At 34.9% G+C, this 15,352-nt stretch carries 15 protein-coding genes and 1 pseudogene; 2 read left to right on the top strand and 14 right to left on the bottom strand.

Going from position 1 to position 15,352, the window contains the following annotated elements:
- Nucleotides 1-95 (bottom strand): annotated as a pseudogene (locus ACFVR1_RS09270) (tRNA (guanosine(37)-N1)-methyltransferase TrmD); the annotation flags it as partial.
- A 67-nt stretch (nt 96-162) separates the two neighbouring features.
- Between ACFVR1_RS09270 and ACFVR1_RS09275 the strand changes: the two are divergent.
- Complete coding sequence (locus tag ACFVR1_RS09275) at nt 163-561, top strand: DUF1259 domain-containing protein (RefSeq protein WP_387583326.1); 399 nt, start codon at nt 163-165, stop codon at nt 559-561.
- A gap of 681 nt (nt 562-1,242) precedes the next feature.
- On the opposite strand, the gene ACFVR1_RS09280 is transcribed toward ACFVR1_RS09275, so the two are convergent.
- From ACFVR1_RS09280 to ACFVR1_RS09290, 3 genes are all read right to left on the bottom strand, one after another.
- On the bottom strand, nt 1,243-1,614 hold the full coding sequence (locus ACFVR1_RS09280) for a hypothetical protein (protein ID WP_387583329.1): 372 nt from the start codon (nt 1,612-1,614) through the stop codon (nt 1,243-1,245).
- 415 nt (nt 1,615-2,029) lie between these two features.
- Nucleotides 2,030-2,380 carry a hypothetical protein gene (locus ACFVR1_RS09285; protein ID WP_387583331.1) on the bottom strand — a complete coding sequence of 117 codons (351 nt, stop codon included), beginning with the start codon at nt 2,378-2,380 and terminating at the stop codon, nt 2,030-2,032.
- Between the two features lie 297 nt (nt 2,381-2,677).
- Nucleotides 2,678-3,529 (bottom strand): hypothetical protein, encoded by an 852-nt coding sequence (locus ACFVR1_RS09290; RefSeq protein WP_387583334.1) that lies wholly within the window; start codon nt 3,527-3,529, stop codon nt 2,678-2,680.
- Nucleotides 3,530-3,797: 268 nt separating this feature from the next.
- Here ACFVR1_RS09290 and ACFVR1_RS09295 point away from each other — a divergent pair, with 268 nt between their 5' ends.
- The gene (locus ACFVR1_RS09295; RefSeq protein WP_387583908.1) at nt 3,798-3,929 is read left to right on the top strand and encodes a tyrosine-type recombinase/integrase; all 132 of its coding nucleotides are present in this window, start codon (nt 3,798-3,800) and stop codon (nt 3,927-3,929) included.
- 506 nt (nt 3,930-4,435) lie between these two features.
- Here ACFVR1_RS09295 and ACFVR1_RS09300 read toward each other — a convergent pair.
- From ACFVR1_RS09300 to glpK, 10 genes are all read right to left on the bottom strand, one after another.
- Complete coding sequence (locus tag ACFVR1_RS09300) at nt 4,436-5,065, bottom strand: zinc metalloprotease (RefSeq protein WP_387583337.1); 630 nt, start codon at nt 5,063-5,065, stop codon at nt 4,436-4,438.
- Nucleotides 5,066-5,715: 650 nt separating this feature from the next.
- Nucleotides 5,716-7,050, bottom strand: coding sequence for a type I glutamate--ammonia ligase (gene glnA / locus ACFVR1_RS09305; protein WP_387583339.1), 1,335 nt, complete (start codon nt 7,048-7,050; stop codon nt 5,716-5,718).
- A gap of 12 nt (nt 7,051-7,062) precedes the next feature.
- Entirely contained in the window at nt 7,063-7,473 is a 411-nt protein-coding gene (locus ACFVR1_RS09310) for a MerR family transcriptional regulator (RefSeq protein ID WP_387583341.1), read from the bottom strand.
- An 834-nt stretch (nt 7,474-8,307) separates the two neighbouring features.
- Nucleotides 8,308-9,558: a methionine gamma-lyase family protein gene (locus ACFVR1_RS09315; protein ID WP_387583343.1), complete on the bottom strand. Its 1,251-nt coding sequence runs from the start codon at nt 9,556-9,558 to the stop codon at nt 8,308-8,310.
- An 82-nt stretch (nt 9,559-9,640) separates the two neighbouring features.
- Nucleotides 9,641-9,940 carry a rhodanese-like domain-containing protein gene (locus ACFVR1_RS09320; RefSeq protein WP_387583345.1) on the bottom strand — a complete coding sequence of 100 codons (300 nt, stop codon included), beginning with the start codon at nt 9,938-9,940 and terminating at the stop codon, nt 9,641-9,643.
- Nucleotides 9,941-10,067: 127 nt separating this feature from the next.
- On the bottom strand, nt 10,068-10,289 hold the full coding sequence (hfq, locus tag ACFVR1_RS09325; RefSeq protein WP_387583347.1) for an RNA chaperone Hfq: 222 nt from the start codon (nt 10,287-10,289) through the stop codon (nt 10,068-10,070).
- 57 nt (nt 10,290-10,346) lie between these two features.
- Nucleotides 10,347-11,270, bottom strand: a complete 924-nt coding sequence (gene miaA / locus ACFVR1_RS09330) for a tRNA (adenosine(37)-N6)-dimethylallyltransferase MiaA (RefSeq protein WP_387583349.1) — start codon at nt 11,268-11,270, stop codon at nt 10,347-10,349.
- Nucleotides 11,263-12,183, bottom strand: coding sequence for an alpha/beta fold hydrolase (locus ACFVR1_RS09335; protein ID WP_387583351.1), 921 nt, complete (start codon nt 12,181-12,183; stop codon nt 11,263-11,265). Before ACFVR1_RS09335 ends, miaA begins: the two co-directional genes overlap by 8 nt.
- A gap of 8 nt (nt 12,184-12,191) precedes the next feature.
- On the bottom strand, nt 12,192-13,835 hold the full coding sequence (locus ACFVR1_RS09340) for a glycerol-3-phosphate dehydrogenase/oxidase (protein WP_387583354.1): 1,644 nt from the start codon (nt 13,833-13,835) through the stop codon (nt 12,192-12,194).
- Between the two features lie 3 nt (nt 13,836-13,838).
- Entirely contained in the window at nt 13,839-15,347 is a 1,509-nt protein-coding gene (gene glpK / locus ACFVR1_RS09345) for a glycerol kinase GlpK (protein ID WP_387583356.1), read from the bottom strand.
- Nucleotides 15,348-15,352: the final 5 nt, after the last annotated feature.

The following is a 15,352-nucleotide window of genomic DNA, read 5'->3' on the forward strand; positions in this document are numbered from 1 at the left end:
CCAGTTGAAAATGAGTCCTTTTCATGTGATTCCGCATTCCCTAAAACATTGGGCAAAAGTCTCACAACACTATCAACAATCGTCATTGCAGCAAGATTAATTCAAAGTGGTTAAAGCCAACCTATTTTGTTGGCTTTTTTCACATTACTATTATTAGGAGGTTTGTCCACGGAGAACTTTAGAGCTATTTGCCAAGAATATGCACAAATTGTTAACGGAACAGCCAGCATTAAGCAAGGGTTTTGTTCAGTAGAAAAGGAACGAAATCTCATTGTCACCATTCAAGGACGCCCTAGCCGAAGTGCACTTCCTGCCGGAATAACATTTGAGTCATTAGATTATGAAGGGAATGCGCTAAATCTCGGTGAGGTAGCTGTTCTTCAGGAAGAATTAACCGCATTTGTTAGAATTCTAGTTAAAAATAATTTAATAGTTAGCGCTATCCATAACCATTGGACTTTCATGAACCCTACTATTTTATATGTACATTTTCAATCCGTGGAACCGCCCTTATCGTTTGCTAAAAAGTTTAAAGAAGCGTTTCTCGTTTTACATCAATAGCAATTAAACTACAGATATATCCAAAATCAATAAAACAGAAAAGTATACGCTCCCTTTAAGTGCACTTTGATATCACACGTAATTGAGTGGTTTGGACTATATAACGACCCCACTATTACCGAGGTAACTTTTAAGGCTCGTGAAGTGACCACCTTACTTCACGATTCATTTATTCCACTGGAAGTTGTTTGTCTGTCGCCAACTTAAAAGATACGGTGTCATGTTGGATATGGTTTGGATAATTAGAGACAAGACCCTGCCTTAACGCAGTTAAAAGCAACCGAAGAAATTATTTCGGTTGCTTTGATTTACTCTTTTCTTACAGGAAATTTTCGTTAGAAAGTGATGATCAACTAAACTTGATTAATTTTTCCCCTAAAAATAGTACAGAATAAAATTAATCAATAAGAACCACTGGAAGGAAAAAGACCTATGGTTTTTATTGAAAGTGAGCTTAGTCATTTAATAGTCGATTATCATAAATGTGATAGCTCTAACATTAAAGAACAAATACTTTTAGATATAACCTTTTATGTGAGGCTTTGACGATTCTTCAAAAGGACGAGCAAAAAACATATTACTAACTTACCATCCAAATGGTACATTCCACCTCTAAAATAATACTACGTAAAACAAAAAGAACGCCTTCACGACGTTCAAAATCATTTTTTATATTTACACTTATTCATCGAGATAAAGAGCATTCATTCCGATTAATAAAGTTTTCGCATCTTCGTTTAAATAGTGCTTTATATCATTTCTTATCAAAAGTTCCGAATTATTTTTAACCGACATTTTTAATCCTCTAATATCAAATTTTGTAGCATAAGCATTAATGGAATGTATCACATTTAATTCTTTTCGATTTAATGGGTTGATCACAGAGTTAGTATTGTCTTTCAAAATTTCAAACAACGATCTAGCATTACTTCTTAAAAGATGTCTATTCTCATCAATTAATTCAATATTTTCTTCTATATACTTTCTTGCCGAAACCAAATCGAAGTTTTCCATACCTTCATTAATTTTTTTCATTAATTCATTTATATCCATAATAACCCCTCTAACCTCTTTATATTTTTATCGGTTTAACAAAATAATAATCCATAGTTAATTAGGTAGAGCATACCCCTTTCTTTAGTCCCGATATTTTTAAAAAAATTAAATTATTAGTTAACAAACTTAATAAAAACGAGAGCTTTTAGAAGTTGGAAAAAGACAAAAGCTTTCCATACCTGCTGTTGCTGACTGAATCGATTTTTGTCCATTTGCTAGGCCCTTTTATTCGATATTATTCGCTGGTGCATCTATTTTCTCCACGACTCTTATCGTGCTAACCATAACCTTCATCATCTTCATTAGCGGACCCGTTAATTTATCTTTTAATGCTATTGAGGTTTAAACACCGTTCACCTAATCCCCCCCCTTTCTCCATAATAAAAGGCACCCTATGAAAGGATGCCAATAATTATTTAACGCTTTTAAATATTTCTTTCGATTTTTCATCGTTTGTTTCTAAGACAAACAATCCGTTTCTTTCCCATTCTTTCATCATTGATAAGGACTCTTCTGCTGTTTTTATAGATTTTTCAGAGTCAAATTCATAAATTGCAACTTTCTTATCATAATCAAAAATAATGCCATCTTTCGCACCAATTAAACTAAACATAGGTTTTTCTGTGTCTACCTTTATGCCTTCTTTTTCAAAAGCTTCAACATAGGATTCCAAACTTATCTTTGATTTAGTTCCGCTAGCTCCAGCATTGCAACCAACCAATAGTAAACAAAAAAGCATTACATAAATAATCTTTTTAAACATAAATATCCCTCCCATTATTTCTAAAGTAAATATATCATATCTATGAAATAAATGGATGAAATATTTTATTTTGTCATTTTATTAGCTTCCGCTTTCTCTTTAGCTAATTGGTTTTTTATGCTGGCAATTATACGGTCTTAAAAGCACACAATTGTGTGTATAATTGCATGAAACAGGCGGAAACAAGATAAAAAGATTACTGATAACCCTTGTATAGATGTTGTTAAACCTTATAAACGAATGCAAGAAGACGATTCATTAAAATTCAAGAACGCCAAGGTTGACGTTCTCGATTTGTTATTGGATAACGTTTATTAAATATTGACCTTTTGTCGAACCATCTTCAGCTAACACATCCAACCAAGATACATAGATAGTAGATATTGTATCTGAATCTGTATAGTCAAAATTATCATCACCAATATTCTTTCTAATTGAATAACTTTGATCAGTACCATTGGTGGAAACTATTACGGCTTTAATTTCAGAGACTTTTGCAGTAGCGTTAACTGATATGAATCCAGTCAACTCATCCACTTGAACTACACTGTTATTCATTGAAATAATTTTTGTTACAGATTTTGGATTTGGTTCTGGATTTGGTTCTGGTGTTGGTTTTGGTTTTGGTGTTCGTTTTGGTGTTACTGTACCATCACTTATGTTCGCAAACCTATCTTTCACTTGTACGTAATTAGTAATAACATCCGTTACTTTTGAACCTTCAGGTATTATTAATTTTGCTATTTTTGTTCCTTCACTTACTACTAATCTTGCATCTTTATTGATTACTTCGATTTTACTAATATTCCCAGTTGCATTTAAAATAACTTCGTTACCAGTTGTAATAATTATATTGGTAGTATCACCTTTACCATTAAGTACTACCTTGTTTTTAGAAGCCACTTCAAGATTAGCAACAGTCGCGTTTACTTCAACAATCTCAGCACCATCTTTAATTATCAATTTAGGAATTACTATACTACTCTCAGCATTTATGATTGAATCTTCAGAAACCACTAATTCCTCAATATGATCACTTTTTCCTACTGTTACTACTGATAAATCTTTTGCTGATGCAAACGATGATTGAAAAACAAACAGAAAAACCGTAAAGCTAACAAACATTAGTATTTTTGAAACAGTTTTCATTTCATACACCACTACTTTCTTACTATTTTCAAAAAAGTTTATCACAATTTATTTCAATTGTATATACACTTAAACTTTTTCCGTTTTTCACTTTATCAGACTCTACTCTCAAAAAACTCTCAAAATATAAACTTCAAAAAATAATAAGAAAAATACGAGCTTTTGCTACGTTTTTGATTTGATATAATAAAAGGAGACCCCCCCCCGATTGGAACGGTTCTACATTGTTGCAATTTGTTTTTTATTACGATGCTTCTATCATCCCTCATTGCCCATTCACTCATCACGACATACCCATGTAGTAATGTTATTAGAAGCCGGAGCTGATATGAAATTTGTGCAGGAACAATTTGACCATGTCTCGATGCAAATAACCTCAGATGTATACCCCCATGTTTAGAAGAAGATGGCAGCAAGATCAATCGAGAAATTTGAAGAGTATATGCAAAATTGAATAATTTAGTGGTATAAATGTGGTGGGTTTTTAAAAAGCTACCACGAACCACTTTATAATTCATAAGAAAAAGCGTTGGAAGCCCAGAGCCCCAACGCTTTACTATTAATACATTTTCAAATATTGTTCACGTTCCCATGGGTGAACGGTTGTTCGGAACATATACCTGTATAAAACTAGGTGAAATCAATCATATTTTATATGTGTTTTCACATTTCATTAAGCAATCAAAAACAGCTAAATATAGCTAGTTCTTACTCGACAGGAATCCCACCCGCTATATGATACGACCTATGCTCGGCCGCACAACTGCTGCTTTAGTTGAACAAAAAAGAGCTGACTTAGCAACCCTACGCTCTTTGAATAATGCACGCGTTAGTTCGAGAACCTAACATTTCTCTTAAGTAGGTCCTCTTATCCTTCATTGCTTCAATAAAATGAATCTTTTTAAATTAGTTTATTATTTTATTTTTTCTCATTTCTTTAATAACATTAAGAATTCTCAAACCATCAGTGGGATAGCCCCCTATATGTCTGTTATAAGAAGGAAATGTGTAAGGTAATACATTTATAATAAACATTATAAAATTAATGAAAGCAGCGTCATCTAAAAAGGTTGTATATTCTTCGGAAAATAAATAAGAACTACCCAAAAATAATATAGATCCAACTAAAGAAGCTAAAGGTCCTCCACTATCTATAATTAATTCTTGTCTGTTTGAAAATGGCGCTAGTTCTTCTATATTAGCAACACAACAAAATCCCGAAAAAGCCATTGTTACATAAAAATTTACTCTACCAATTTTAAACTTTAGTTTCTTCTCTTTACTTAGTGAACCAAAAATAATATCTGCCTCAGCTTTTTTGGATGAAGTTAATATTCCGATTGCATGGCCCATTTCATGTATCAAAATAGTAAGAGGAAGGTGAATAAATAAAACAATAATAACTTCGATTATAAATTGCAAATTACGAATCTCCTTTATCAACAGAATAAATATGATAGTCTTAAAATAAATTTCTTGATTTCTCTCTAATTGAAAATATTCACCAATCAGATCGTTAATCCACCACTTATTCAACTAACCTGCTCCGGTAGTTTATCCAGAAAATCAACAATAATCTTTAAGAAAGCTATTTTTTAAAAACGACCCACTCATACGAAAGGACCATTTCTTAATAAAGACTTAAAAGAGTCTAAATTAAGTATAGTTTAACTAAATTATATTTCTATCGAAATCGTTCGACAAAAAGAGACATAACAAAAAGCCACACCCACATTTAAGTGAGCGGGGCTACTTTTATTCAATATCAGGAATGGCGAAAATAGTGTTAGAAGTTCTTTAACATCATAAAAATTAAATCTTGTTTTGTATCGAGAGAACGGAACACCTTTAACTAAATCTCCACTTTTTTTAGAGGAAATCGATCTTCCTTCATTGCCCATTCATTCCACATACCATACCCACGCAGTAATGTTATTAGAAGCCGGAGCTGATATGAAATTTGTGCAGGAACGATTTGGCCATGTCTCGATGCAAATAACCTCAGATGTATAAGCCCATGTTTAGAAGAAGATGGCAGCAAGATCAATCGAGAAATTTGAAGAGTATATGAAAGAAATTGAATAATTTTGTAGTATAAATGTGGTAGGTTTTTAAAAAGCTACCACGAACCACTTTATAACTCAAAAGAAAAAGCGTTGGAAGCCCAGAGCCCCAACGCTTTACTATTAATACATCTTCAAATACTGTTCACGTTCCCATGGGTGAACGGTTGTTCTAAACATATCCCATTCAATCTCTTTTGCTTCTACGAAGTTTGCGTAAATATGCTCACCAAGCGCACCACGTATTATTTTACTTTTACTAAGTTCCTGAATTGCTGAATGAAGTGAAGATGGCAAATTGTAGACACCATGTTCATTTCTTTCTTCTTCGGTCATGACATAAATATTGCGATCCACTGCAGGTGGTGGTGTTAATTTGTTTTTAATACCATCAAGTCCAGCTTGTAAAATAACCGCCATAGCAAGGTATGGATTTGCAGATGGGTCTACAGAGCGAACTTCAATACGAGTGCTTAAGCCTCTTGAAGAAGGAATACGAATTAAAGGACTTCTATTTTGACCCGACCAAGCAACATAACAAGGAGCTTCATAACCTGGAACTAATCGTTTATATGAGTTTACTGTAGGATTTGTAATAGCTGTAAAACTTTGTACGTGCTTTAATACCCCTGCCATAAATTGCATAGAAGTTTCACTCATTTTATTTTCAGCGGATTCATCAAAAAATGCATTTTCATCACCTTTAAATAGGGAAACGTTAAAGTGCATTCCAGATCCAGCTACTCCAAAAAGTGGTTTTGGCATAAACGTTGCATGTAAACCATGTTTACGAGCAATTGTTTTTACTACTAACTTAAATGTTTGGATGTTATCACAGGCAGTTAATGCATCTGCATATTTAAAATCGATCTCGTGTTGTCCAGGAGCTTCTTCATGGTGAGATGCTTCAATTTCAAAACCCATCTCTTCAAGCTCAAGTACGATATCACGACGGCAGTTTTCCCCTAAATCTACTGGTGCTAAGTCAAAGTAACCACCATGGTCATTTAGTTCAAGCGTTGGCTCGCCTTGTGCATCTAGTTTAAATAAGAAAAATTCAGGTTCTGGCCCTAAGTTAAAACTTGTAAATCCTAGCTCTTCCATCTCTTTGAGAATTCGTTTTAAATTATTACGTGGGTCTCCTGCAAATGGAGTTCCATCTGCACTATTTACGTCACAGATTAATCGAGCTACTTTCCCTTTCCCTGCAATCCAAGGAAACACTACCCATGAATTTAAATCTGGTACTAAGTACATATCCGATTCTTCAATGCGAACAAACCCTTCAATAGATGATCCATCAAACATCATTTTATTGTCGAGAGCTTTATCGAGCTGACTCACTGGAATTTCAACGTTTTTAATCGTACCAAGGATGTCAGTAAACTGAAGACGAATAAAATTCACCTCATTTTCTTGAACGAATTTTTTAATGTCTTCTTTTGTATACTTGCTCATTATTTCACTCTCCTATTGATTTTTATTTATGAACCTCGCCTTAACATTAAAAGCGAGAGGGTTCCCATGTCTTAGTGAAGTGCGTTGATGGCTTTGCGCAATTTGCATCTCTTCTCTGAAGATCGCTCTTAATTGTGCATCAGAAATAGCTTGTTGCACTTCTTTGTTGGAAGTTGGATTTTTTTTCATTTCAAAGATTTGTTTAATACCCGCAATGTTTACTCCAGTTGATATCATATCTTTTATCTCTAATAAAATATCGATATCATCCAGTGAAAACATACGTTGCTTCCCTTCCGTTCGTGCAGGTTGGACTAGCTCATGCTCTTCATAATAACGAATTTGCCTTGCTGTTAATCCTGTTAACTGCATCACTATATTCATGGATAACAACGGCATCGACCGTCTCCATTCCTTTTCCATCACTGCACCCCCAGTTGGATATGCTAATACTATACGTCATGTAAACTTTACTGTCAACCTTACGTCAGATAAACTAACATGAAAAAATTTCAATAAAAAAAAGGCAGAAGCACCCTTTAAGTACAAAACCTCTTTTCAATCGTTTTCGGGAGGCTTTAAGCAGACTCGGGCTATATCATTTCCCAAAATTATGGAAGAGGAAGGTCGTTACTAAAGCCACGACCTGCCTCTCTTTTCGGGAATCTTATGGCCGTCGTCTGCACATCACTCTCCTCCAACTTTATTAATAATTTTAAACCCTTTTTGGACAATAAAAGAAAATATCCTTTCTTACAAATACAGGAAACTCCCAAAGATACAATTTCGGGAGTTATTACAATTCTTTATTTGATTGCATGCTTCCTATTCTTCATCAGCATATCTCTACATAAAAGTTTATATTTAGTTGATTGGAGTGGAAGGCGGCGACTCCTAGGGGATTAGCAAGTAAATCAAGACCCTGGACTGAGCCTTCAATTGTTCAAAGGCTAAGATCGCCACATCGTGTGGCAACGCCTTTGTGACCAACTTCGTGTTGGGCCGAATCGGCTTGATACTTGCCCCCTGGAAAGCGTCCGCCTGCAGCGGAAATCAACCTGTACCCGGCATAATAATTTGTATACTTTTGCATGAAAACAGCGGCTTTATTCATATACAAAATAGATAGGGATCCAATTTTAATCAAAATAATACCGGTTTAAAGTTGAAGCTTTTTCACGGGAAGATGGTGGCTTTCGTAATGTGAGTTTCTTATCTCTAAAAAACCACTTCCAATCATGAAAGTGGCGTAAATACTTATTTATTCAATGTTTGGACTGCACCTAAAATAGCATATTTAACATGTTCGTATGTTAATCCACCTTGTATAAAAGCTGTGAATGGAGGACGAATTGGTCCATCTGCTGTTAATTCCATACTAGATCCTTGAATGAAAGTTCCTGCAGCCATAATAACATCATCCTCATAACCTGGCATATACGCAGGCTCCGGTGCAAATTGAGCATTAACAGGGGAATGTAATTGAATTGCTTTACAAAATTGAATCATTTGATCCGACGTTTGAAAAGAAACAGATTGAATAAGATCCGTTCTTTTCTCTGTATAATGTGGTTCTGTTATCATACCAACTTCCTCCAATAATGCAGAAGTAAAAATGGCGCCTTTAACAGCTTGTGAAACTATATGCGGTGCCATAAAAAATCCTTGGTACATATCTAGAAGGGTATTTAGAGAAGCACCTGCTTCTGCACCAATTCCTGGGGAAGTCATTCGGTAAGCGCATTTCGTCACGAATTCGCTTTTCCCTGCAATGTAACCTCCAGTTTTAGCAAGACCTCCACCAGGATTTTTTATAAGTGAACCTGCCATCAAATCTACCCCGACATTCGTTGGTTCTAGTTCTTCGACAAATTCACCATAGCAATTATCTACAAAAATGATTGCATCTTCTTTTATCGCTCTAATTTTTTTAACCATTTCCTTAATCTGTTCCACTGTAAAAGATGGTCGGACTGCATACCCTTTCGACCGTTGTATGGCAATCACTTTTGTATTTTCTTTCACTGCGGTTTCTACGTTTTCCCAATCAACTGCCCCTGTTTCCAATAAATCAATATGCCTATAGGTTATCCCAAAATCAGCTAGAGATCCTGTATCTTCCCCTTCTCCGCTCACAATCGACTGAAGTGTATCGTAAGGCTTTCCAGTTATGTATAGTAATTCATCATTCGGTCTCAATAAACCAAATAAGCTGATAGAAATCGCATGTGTACCTGAGATGATTTGTGGTCGAACAAGAGCTGCTTCTGCACCAAATGTTGATGCATATACTTTTTCCAATGTATCACGACCTTCATCATCGTATCCGTAACCAGTAGAAGGATGAAAGTGATGATCACTTACATGATGTAATTTAAATGCGTTGATTACTTTTTGCTGATTATTAAATGCAATTTTTTCAACATCTTGTTGAAAAGATGTGATTTTCGCCTCTGTATTTTCCGCTAGCTCTAATACTTCTTTTGATAATGTAGTTATAAAATTCATTTCAATCTCTCCTGCACTCTTGTTTTCATATACAAATAGAAAAGACTAATTCCAAAATGAAATTAGCCTTTCTCTTCAAAACTTAAAACTGTAATTCGCCATCCCATTCGAGCATTCCGCCAACTACATTCGTTGCTGTAAATCCATTTTCCTCTAGAATTTCACATGCCATCGCACTTCGTCCGCCTGCTTTACAAATAATATAGTGAGGTACAGACTTATCAATTTGACCTAGACTTGAATCTACTTGTCCAAGTGGAATATGTTTCGCCCCTGGTATCATACCATTTGCTACTTCTTCATTTTCACGTACATCTATAATGCTGAATTGTTCTCCAGCATCTATTTTTTGTAACAATTCTTCAGTCGTAATAAAATTCATTTTTTATCGCCACTTTCCATGTATATTCCTACAAATAGTAATAGGAACATTTCTAGATGTCAACTAAACCATTTCCAACCCATCGAGGATTATCATTCAGATATAGAGTAATGCATGCAGTAATTCTCTATTCCACATTAATATTAATTGATTTAGAGGGAGCAAAAGTTGAAATGGCATGCTTATAAATTAACTGCTGTTTACCTTCCGATTCTAGCAACACAGTAAAATTATCATATGATTTTATAATACCTTTCAACTGAAAACCATTTAATAAAAATACGGTTACAAAAATATCATTCTTTCTTAATTGATTTAAAAAATTATCTTGAATATTTATTGGTTTCATCCCAATACCCCCATTTACATTTTGCGTTAAAAGATTCTCCATAACTAATATTCGATATTATTCGCTTATCTCCTGCAAAATTGTTTGAATTTCTTTAATAATTCTTTCCGAATCTGTAAATGGATTATACCAATGGATATCCATCTTATTTCGAAAATAAGTTAGTTGGCGTTTGGCATACCTTCTCGAATTTTGCTTCAAGTTATCAATTGATTCCTCGAAAGTTATATGCCCATCCAGAAAATCATAAATCTCTTTATAACCGATAGCTTGAATGGATTGAACATTTCGGATATTTTGCTCATGTAGCCCTTTTACTTCTTGAAGTAACCCTTTTCCCAACATTATTTCCACTCTTTTATTTATTCTTTCATAGAGCAGTCCACGATCAATAGAAAGTCCAATGATATAATGTGGATATACCTTCTCATTTCCTTGATTTTGTTCAATCTCATCTTTTCTTTTCCCACTTAATTCCACTCGTTCGATCGCTCTCATAACCCTTTGAATATTATTCGGATGAATTTCAGTTGAAGCGATTGGATCTAACTTGCTTAGTCTTTCGAATAACACTTCTGATGATAGCTGTTCCAATTCCTTTAATAAGTCACTATTTGTTTTAGGTTGTTCAGTAAACCTAAAGTCATATAGTACCGATTGTATATAAAGCCCTGTTCCTCCCACAATAATTGGCACACGACCACGAGAAGCAATTTCGTCTATTTTTAGGCGAACAAGTTTTTGATATTCAGCTACTGAGAAACTTTCTGTTGGATCTTTTATATCTAATAAATGGTGGGGAACACCTTCCATCTCATCTGAATTAATCTTAGCAGTTCCAATAGACAATCCACGATATACCTGCATAGAATCCCCGTTAATAACCTCACCATTACAAGCTTTTGCTAATTCTATACTAAGCGCTGTTTTTCCGACAGCTGTCGGACCTACAATTGCTATGACAAAAGGTCTTTCACTCATTATTCATCATCCATTTTACAATAATATTAAATGTATCTTTTTTATTTTTTTCTAATAAAATTTCATGTCTTGCATTTTCTACTAAATGTACAGTTACATTTTTCATTCCAGCATTCGTCAAACCTTTCGCTACTTTAAATATACCTTCTCCATTTTTACCAACTGGATCCTCTTCACCACTTATGAGTAAAACCGGCAAGTCTTTTCTAATACGAGCAATCTCTCCAGTTTTATGAATTGTCTTTAGGCCGTAAAACAAATCAATATAAAATTGATTGGTTGGGATAAACCCACACATTGGATCGTCTATATATTTTTTAACTTCTGTTTTATCAGTATTTAACCAATCAAATGTTGACACGGCATCTTTAATCTTTTTATTAAACCCACCAAAAGATAAATTATTGAGTAATTTACTTTCTGTTATTGGTGTCTGAAATTTAGAAGCAATTTTTCCAATTATCGACCCAACATCTCCAAGGACACCTGGACTAAAAGAAGTGCCACAAATGACTACTTTGGATAGTGAATCACTGTATTTTTGCATATATCTTCGGGCAACAAATGAACCCATACTATGTCCAAATAGTATTAGTGGTATCTCCACCATATCTTCTCGAACTTTTAATAATACTTCTCGAACATCTTCTGTTACACGCTCAAATCCATTAGTTTTAGCAAAATAACCTTGTTGTCCATTTTTCTCAACAGTTCTACCATGCCCTCTATGGTCGTGACCACTAACAATATAGCCTTTTTCCACTAGAAATAGTGCAAATTCATCATATCGCTCAATATGTTCCGCCATACCGTGTAATAAATGTATATGGCCAATAGGTGATTGTTTTGGAGAATATTTCACTACATGAATATGATGACCATCTGACATTTCTACTTCTAAAATTGATTTCAATACGCTATTCAACTCCATCCTAAAGTCGCTTGCATAAGAAGTTTATCTAGTTGGCTTTGATATTTTACCGTTTCTTGTTCCGAGTAATTCAACAGATTATTCATTACTTGTAAAACTTCATCTTTATAAGTTTTGTATTGCTCTATATTAAAGTAAAGCATACCAGTTCTTCGCACGAGAAAGTCTACTGGGGAATATGCCATCTCATCATGTACTGCATAATAAATTTGTGCTAATAGACTTAGCGGTAAACTTGAATCGGATGTAGTCTTTAACAAGTGTGCATATTTAAATATTTTATCAACATTTGATCCATACAATTTAGCTAATCTTCTTCCTTCTTCAAAAGATAAACCATAAGATAGCGCTAATCTTTCTTTGTTTGCAACAAAAGCCGGAAAATTCTCCGATCCACCAATGTCTCCTCCAGAAAGTTCTAAGTGCTTTGTCACACATGGCCCATAATTGTAATCACCTAGTTGTTTGGATATTGAATCAACAATAGATTCAGCCATTTTACGATATCCTGTCAGTTTACCACCTGCTATTGTAATCAAACCAGAATTCGATTGCCAAATTTCATCTTTTCGGGAAATTTCGGAAGGGTCTTTGCCTTCTTCATAAATAAGCGGTCTTACACCTGCCCAAGTAGACTCTACATTTTTTTCGGAGATATGAACATGTGGGAACATATCTTGTATCGCTTTTAATAAGTATTGAATATCTTCTTTTGTCGCTACAGGATTTTGTATATCTCCTTCAAAAAAAGTATCTGTAGTACCTACATATGTTTTTCCTTCGCGAGGAATTGCAAATATCATTCGTTTATCCGGTGCATTAAAATAAATAGCTTGCTGAAGAGGAAAATATAGTTGATCGATTACTATATGAACACCTTTTGTCAGTCTTAATTTTTTATTATTATCCATTGCATCAAGCGCTCGGACAGAATCAACCCAAGGGCCAGCTGCATTTACCACTTTTTTAGCATGAATTGTTATTTTCTTATTATTTATTTGATCGATTACCTCTGCGCCAACAACATCATTATTATCGTTATATACAAAGGACCTTACTTTTGCATAGTTTAAACATACTGCACCTTTTTCAATCGCTTTCTTAATAACTTCCAAAGTCAAACGTGCATCATCTGTCCGATATTCTACATAATATCCACCGCCAAGTAATCCTGTGCTTTTTAATAACGGTTCTTTTTCTAGGGTTTCTTCAGGCGATAACATATGTCTCTTTTCTTCTTTTTTCACTTTGGCTAAAAAGTCATATACTTTTAAGCCGACTGAAGTTGTCATCGGACCAAAAGTACCTTTTTTGTGAAATGGTAGAAGCATCCATTCAGGTTCGGTAACATGGACTGCATTTTCATATACTACTTCTCTTTCTTTCCCAACTTCTGACACCATTTTCACTTCAAATTGCTTTAAATAACGTAAACCACCGTGCACTAACTTCGTCGATCTACTAGAAGTCCCGGCTGCAAAATCTTGCATTTCTACAAGAGCTACAGACATCCCTCTTGTAACTGCGTCTAAAGCTATGCCGGCACCCGTAATGCCTCCTCCAATAACTAATACATCGAATTCATAAAAATTTAAGGTGTTAAATATTTGTTCACGCTCTAATGAAGATTTCATTTACTAGACTCCTTCTTCTATTGGTTTGAATACTCTTGTTGCTGCGACAGCTCTTTTCCAGCCTTCGTATAAATTAGTTCTTTTCACTTCATCCATTTTTGGTTCATACTTTTTTTGACTTTCTCGCATCTTTAATAATTCAAATTCATCTTGCCAAAATTTTGTTGCTAAGCCTGCTAGAAATGCCGCTCCAAGCGCCGTTGTTTCATTCAACTTTGCGAGTTCTATCGGCAAGTTGAGCAAATCACATTGGAATTGCATGAGAAATTCGTTACTCACTGCCCCACCATCTACACGGAGCACTTCTACACTTACTCCAGAGTCTTGTGCCATAGTTTGCAGTACATCCTTTGTTTGGTAAGCAAGGGATTCAAGTGTAGCACGGATGAAATGTTCTTTCGTAGTTCCTCGTGATAAGCCGAAAATTGCCCCCCTTGCATCCGAGTCCCAATAAGGGGTACCTAGCCCAACAAATGCTGGAACAATATATACACCTTCTGTAGAGTCTACTCTTTTTGCATAGTTTTCAGACTCGGATGCATTTTGTAACATTCGAAGACCATCCCGCAACCATTGGATAGCAGATCCAGCTACAAAAACGCTACCTTCTAAAGCATAAGTTACTTTTCCATTCAGTCCCCAAGCAATCGTTGTTAGCAATCCTGAATGAGATGAAACAGCTACTTCTCCCGTATTAAGTAGCATAAAACAACCCGTTCCATATGTGTTTTTAGCCATCCCTTTTTCGAAACAACATTGGCCAAAAAGTGCAGCTTGTTGATCTCCTGCCGCTCCAGCAATATTAATTTCTTTCCCAAAGAACACGCTAGAATCTGTTTGCGTATAAACTTCGGATGAAGAAGCTACAGAAGGTAGGATGTTCATCGGTATATCTAATTTTTTGCATATTTCTTCATCCCAGCACTGTTCATATATGTTATAAAGCATCGTTCTAGATGCATTGGAGTAGTCCGTAACATGTGCCTTTCCATTAGATAATTTCCAGATAAGCCAAGTATCAATAGTGCCAAAAAGAAGTTCTCCGTTTTCAGCTTGTTCTCTAGCATTTTCTACATGATCTAAAATCCATTTTACTTTCGTAGCAGAGAAATATGGATCCAGCATTAATCCAGTCTTATCTTTAAAAAAAGATTCCAATTTCTCTTTTTTTAATTGATCAATAATTTCTTGCGTTTGTCTGGATTGCCAAACAATCGCATGATAAACAGGCTTACCCGTCTTTTTGTTCCAAACTACAGTTGTCTCTCTTTGATTGGTAATACCTATCGCATGAACATCTTCTGGTTGGGTACCACTTTCCGTTAAAATTGCAGCTATAACAGACAAGACAGATCCCCAAATTTCCTGCGCATCATGTTCAACCCAACCCGGTTTTGGAAAATATTGGGTAAATTCTTTTTGAGCAGAATGTACCATATTTCCTTGTTTATCGAATAGTATTGCTCGTGAGCTTGTAGTTCCTTGATCGATTGATAAAATATATTTCCCCAAAAAAA

The sequence above is a fragment of the Psychrobacillus sp. NPDC058041 genome (genome assembly GCF_042885655.1).
Classification (GTDB): Bacteria; Bacillota; Bacilli; order Bacillales_A; family Planococcaceae; genus Psychrobacillus.

What these genes read in the sequence shown, in the direction of transcription:
- ACFVR1_RS09280 (WP_387583329.1), bottom strand. Translation starts at nt 1,614, where the DNA reads ATGGATATAAATGAATTAATGAAAAAAATTAATGAAGGTATGGAAAAC.
- ACFVR1_RS09285 (WP_387583331.1), bottom strand. Translation starts at nt 2,380, where the DNA reads ATGTTTAAAAAGATTATTTATGTAATGCTTTTTTGTTTACTATTGGTT.
- ACFVR1_RS09290 (WP_387583334.1), bottom strand. Translation starts at nt 3,529, where the DNA reads ATGAAAACTGTTTCAAAAATACTAATGTTTGTTAGCTTTACGGTTTTT.
- glnA (WP_387583339.1), bottom strand. Translation starts at nt 7,050, where the DNA reads ATGAGCAAGTATACAAAAGAAGACATTAAAAAATTCGTTCAAGAAAAT.
- ACFVR1_RS09310 (WP_387583341.1), bottom strand. Translation starts at nt 7,473, where the DNA reads ATGGAAAAGGAATGGAGACGGTCGATGCCGTTGTTATCCATGAATATA.
- ACFVR1_RS09315 (WP_387583343.1), bottom strand. Translation starts at nt 9,558, where the DNA reads ATGAATTTTATAACTACATTATCAAAAGAAGTATTAGAGCTAGCGGAA.
- ACFVR1_RS09320 (WP_387583345.1), bottom strand. Translation starts at nt 9,940, where the DNA reads ATGAATTTTATTACGACTGAAGAATTGTTACAAAAAATAGATGCTGGA.
- hfq (WP_387583347.1), bottom strand. Translation starts at nt 10,289, where the DNA reads ATGAAACCAATAAATATTCAAGATAATTTTTTAAATCAATTAAGAAAG.
- miaA (WP_387583349.1), bottom strand. Translation starts at nt 11,270, where the DNA reads ATGAGTGAAAGACCTTTTGTCATAGCAATTGTAGGTCCGACAGCTGTC.
- ACFVR1_RS09340 (WP_387583354.1), bottom strand. Translation starts at nt 13,835, where the DNA reads ATGAAATCTTCATTAGAGCGTGAACAAATATTTAACACCTTAAATTTT.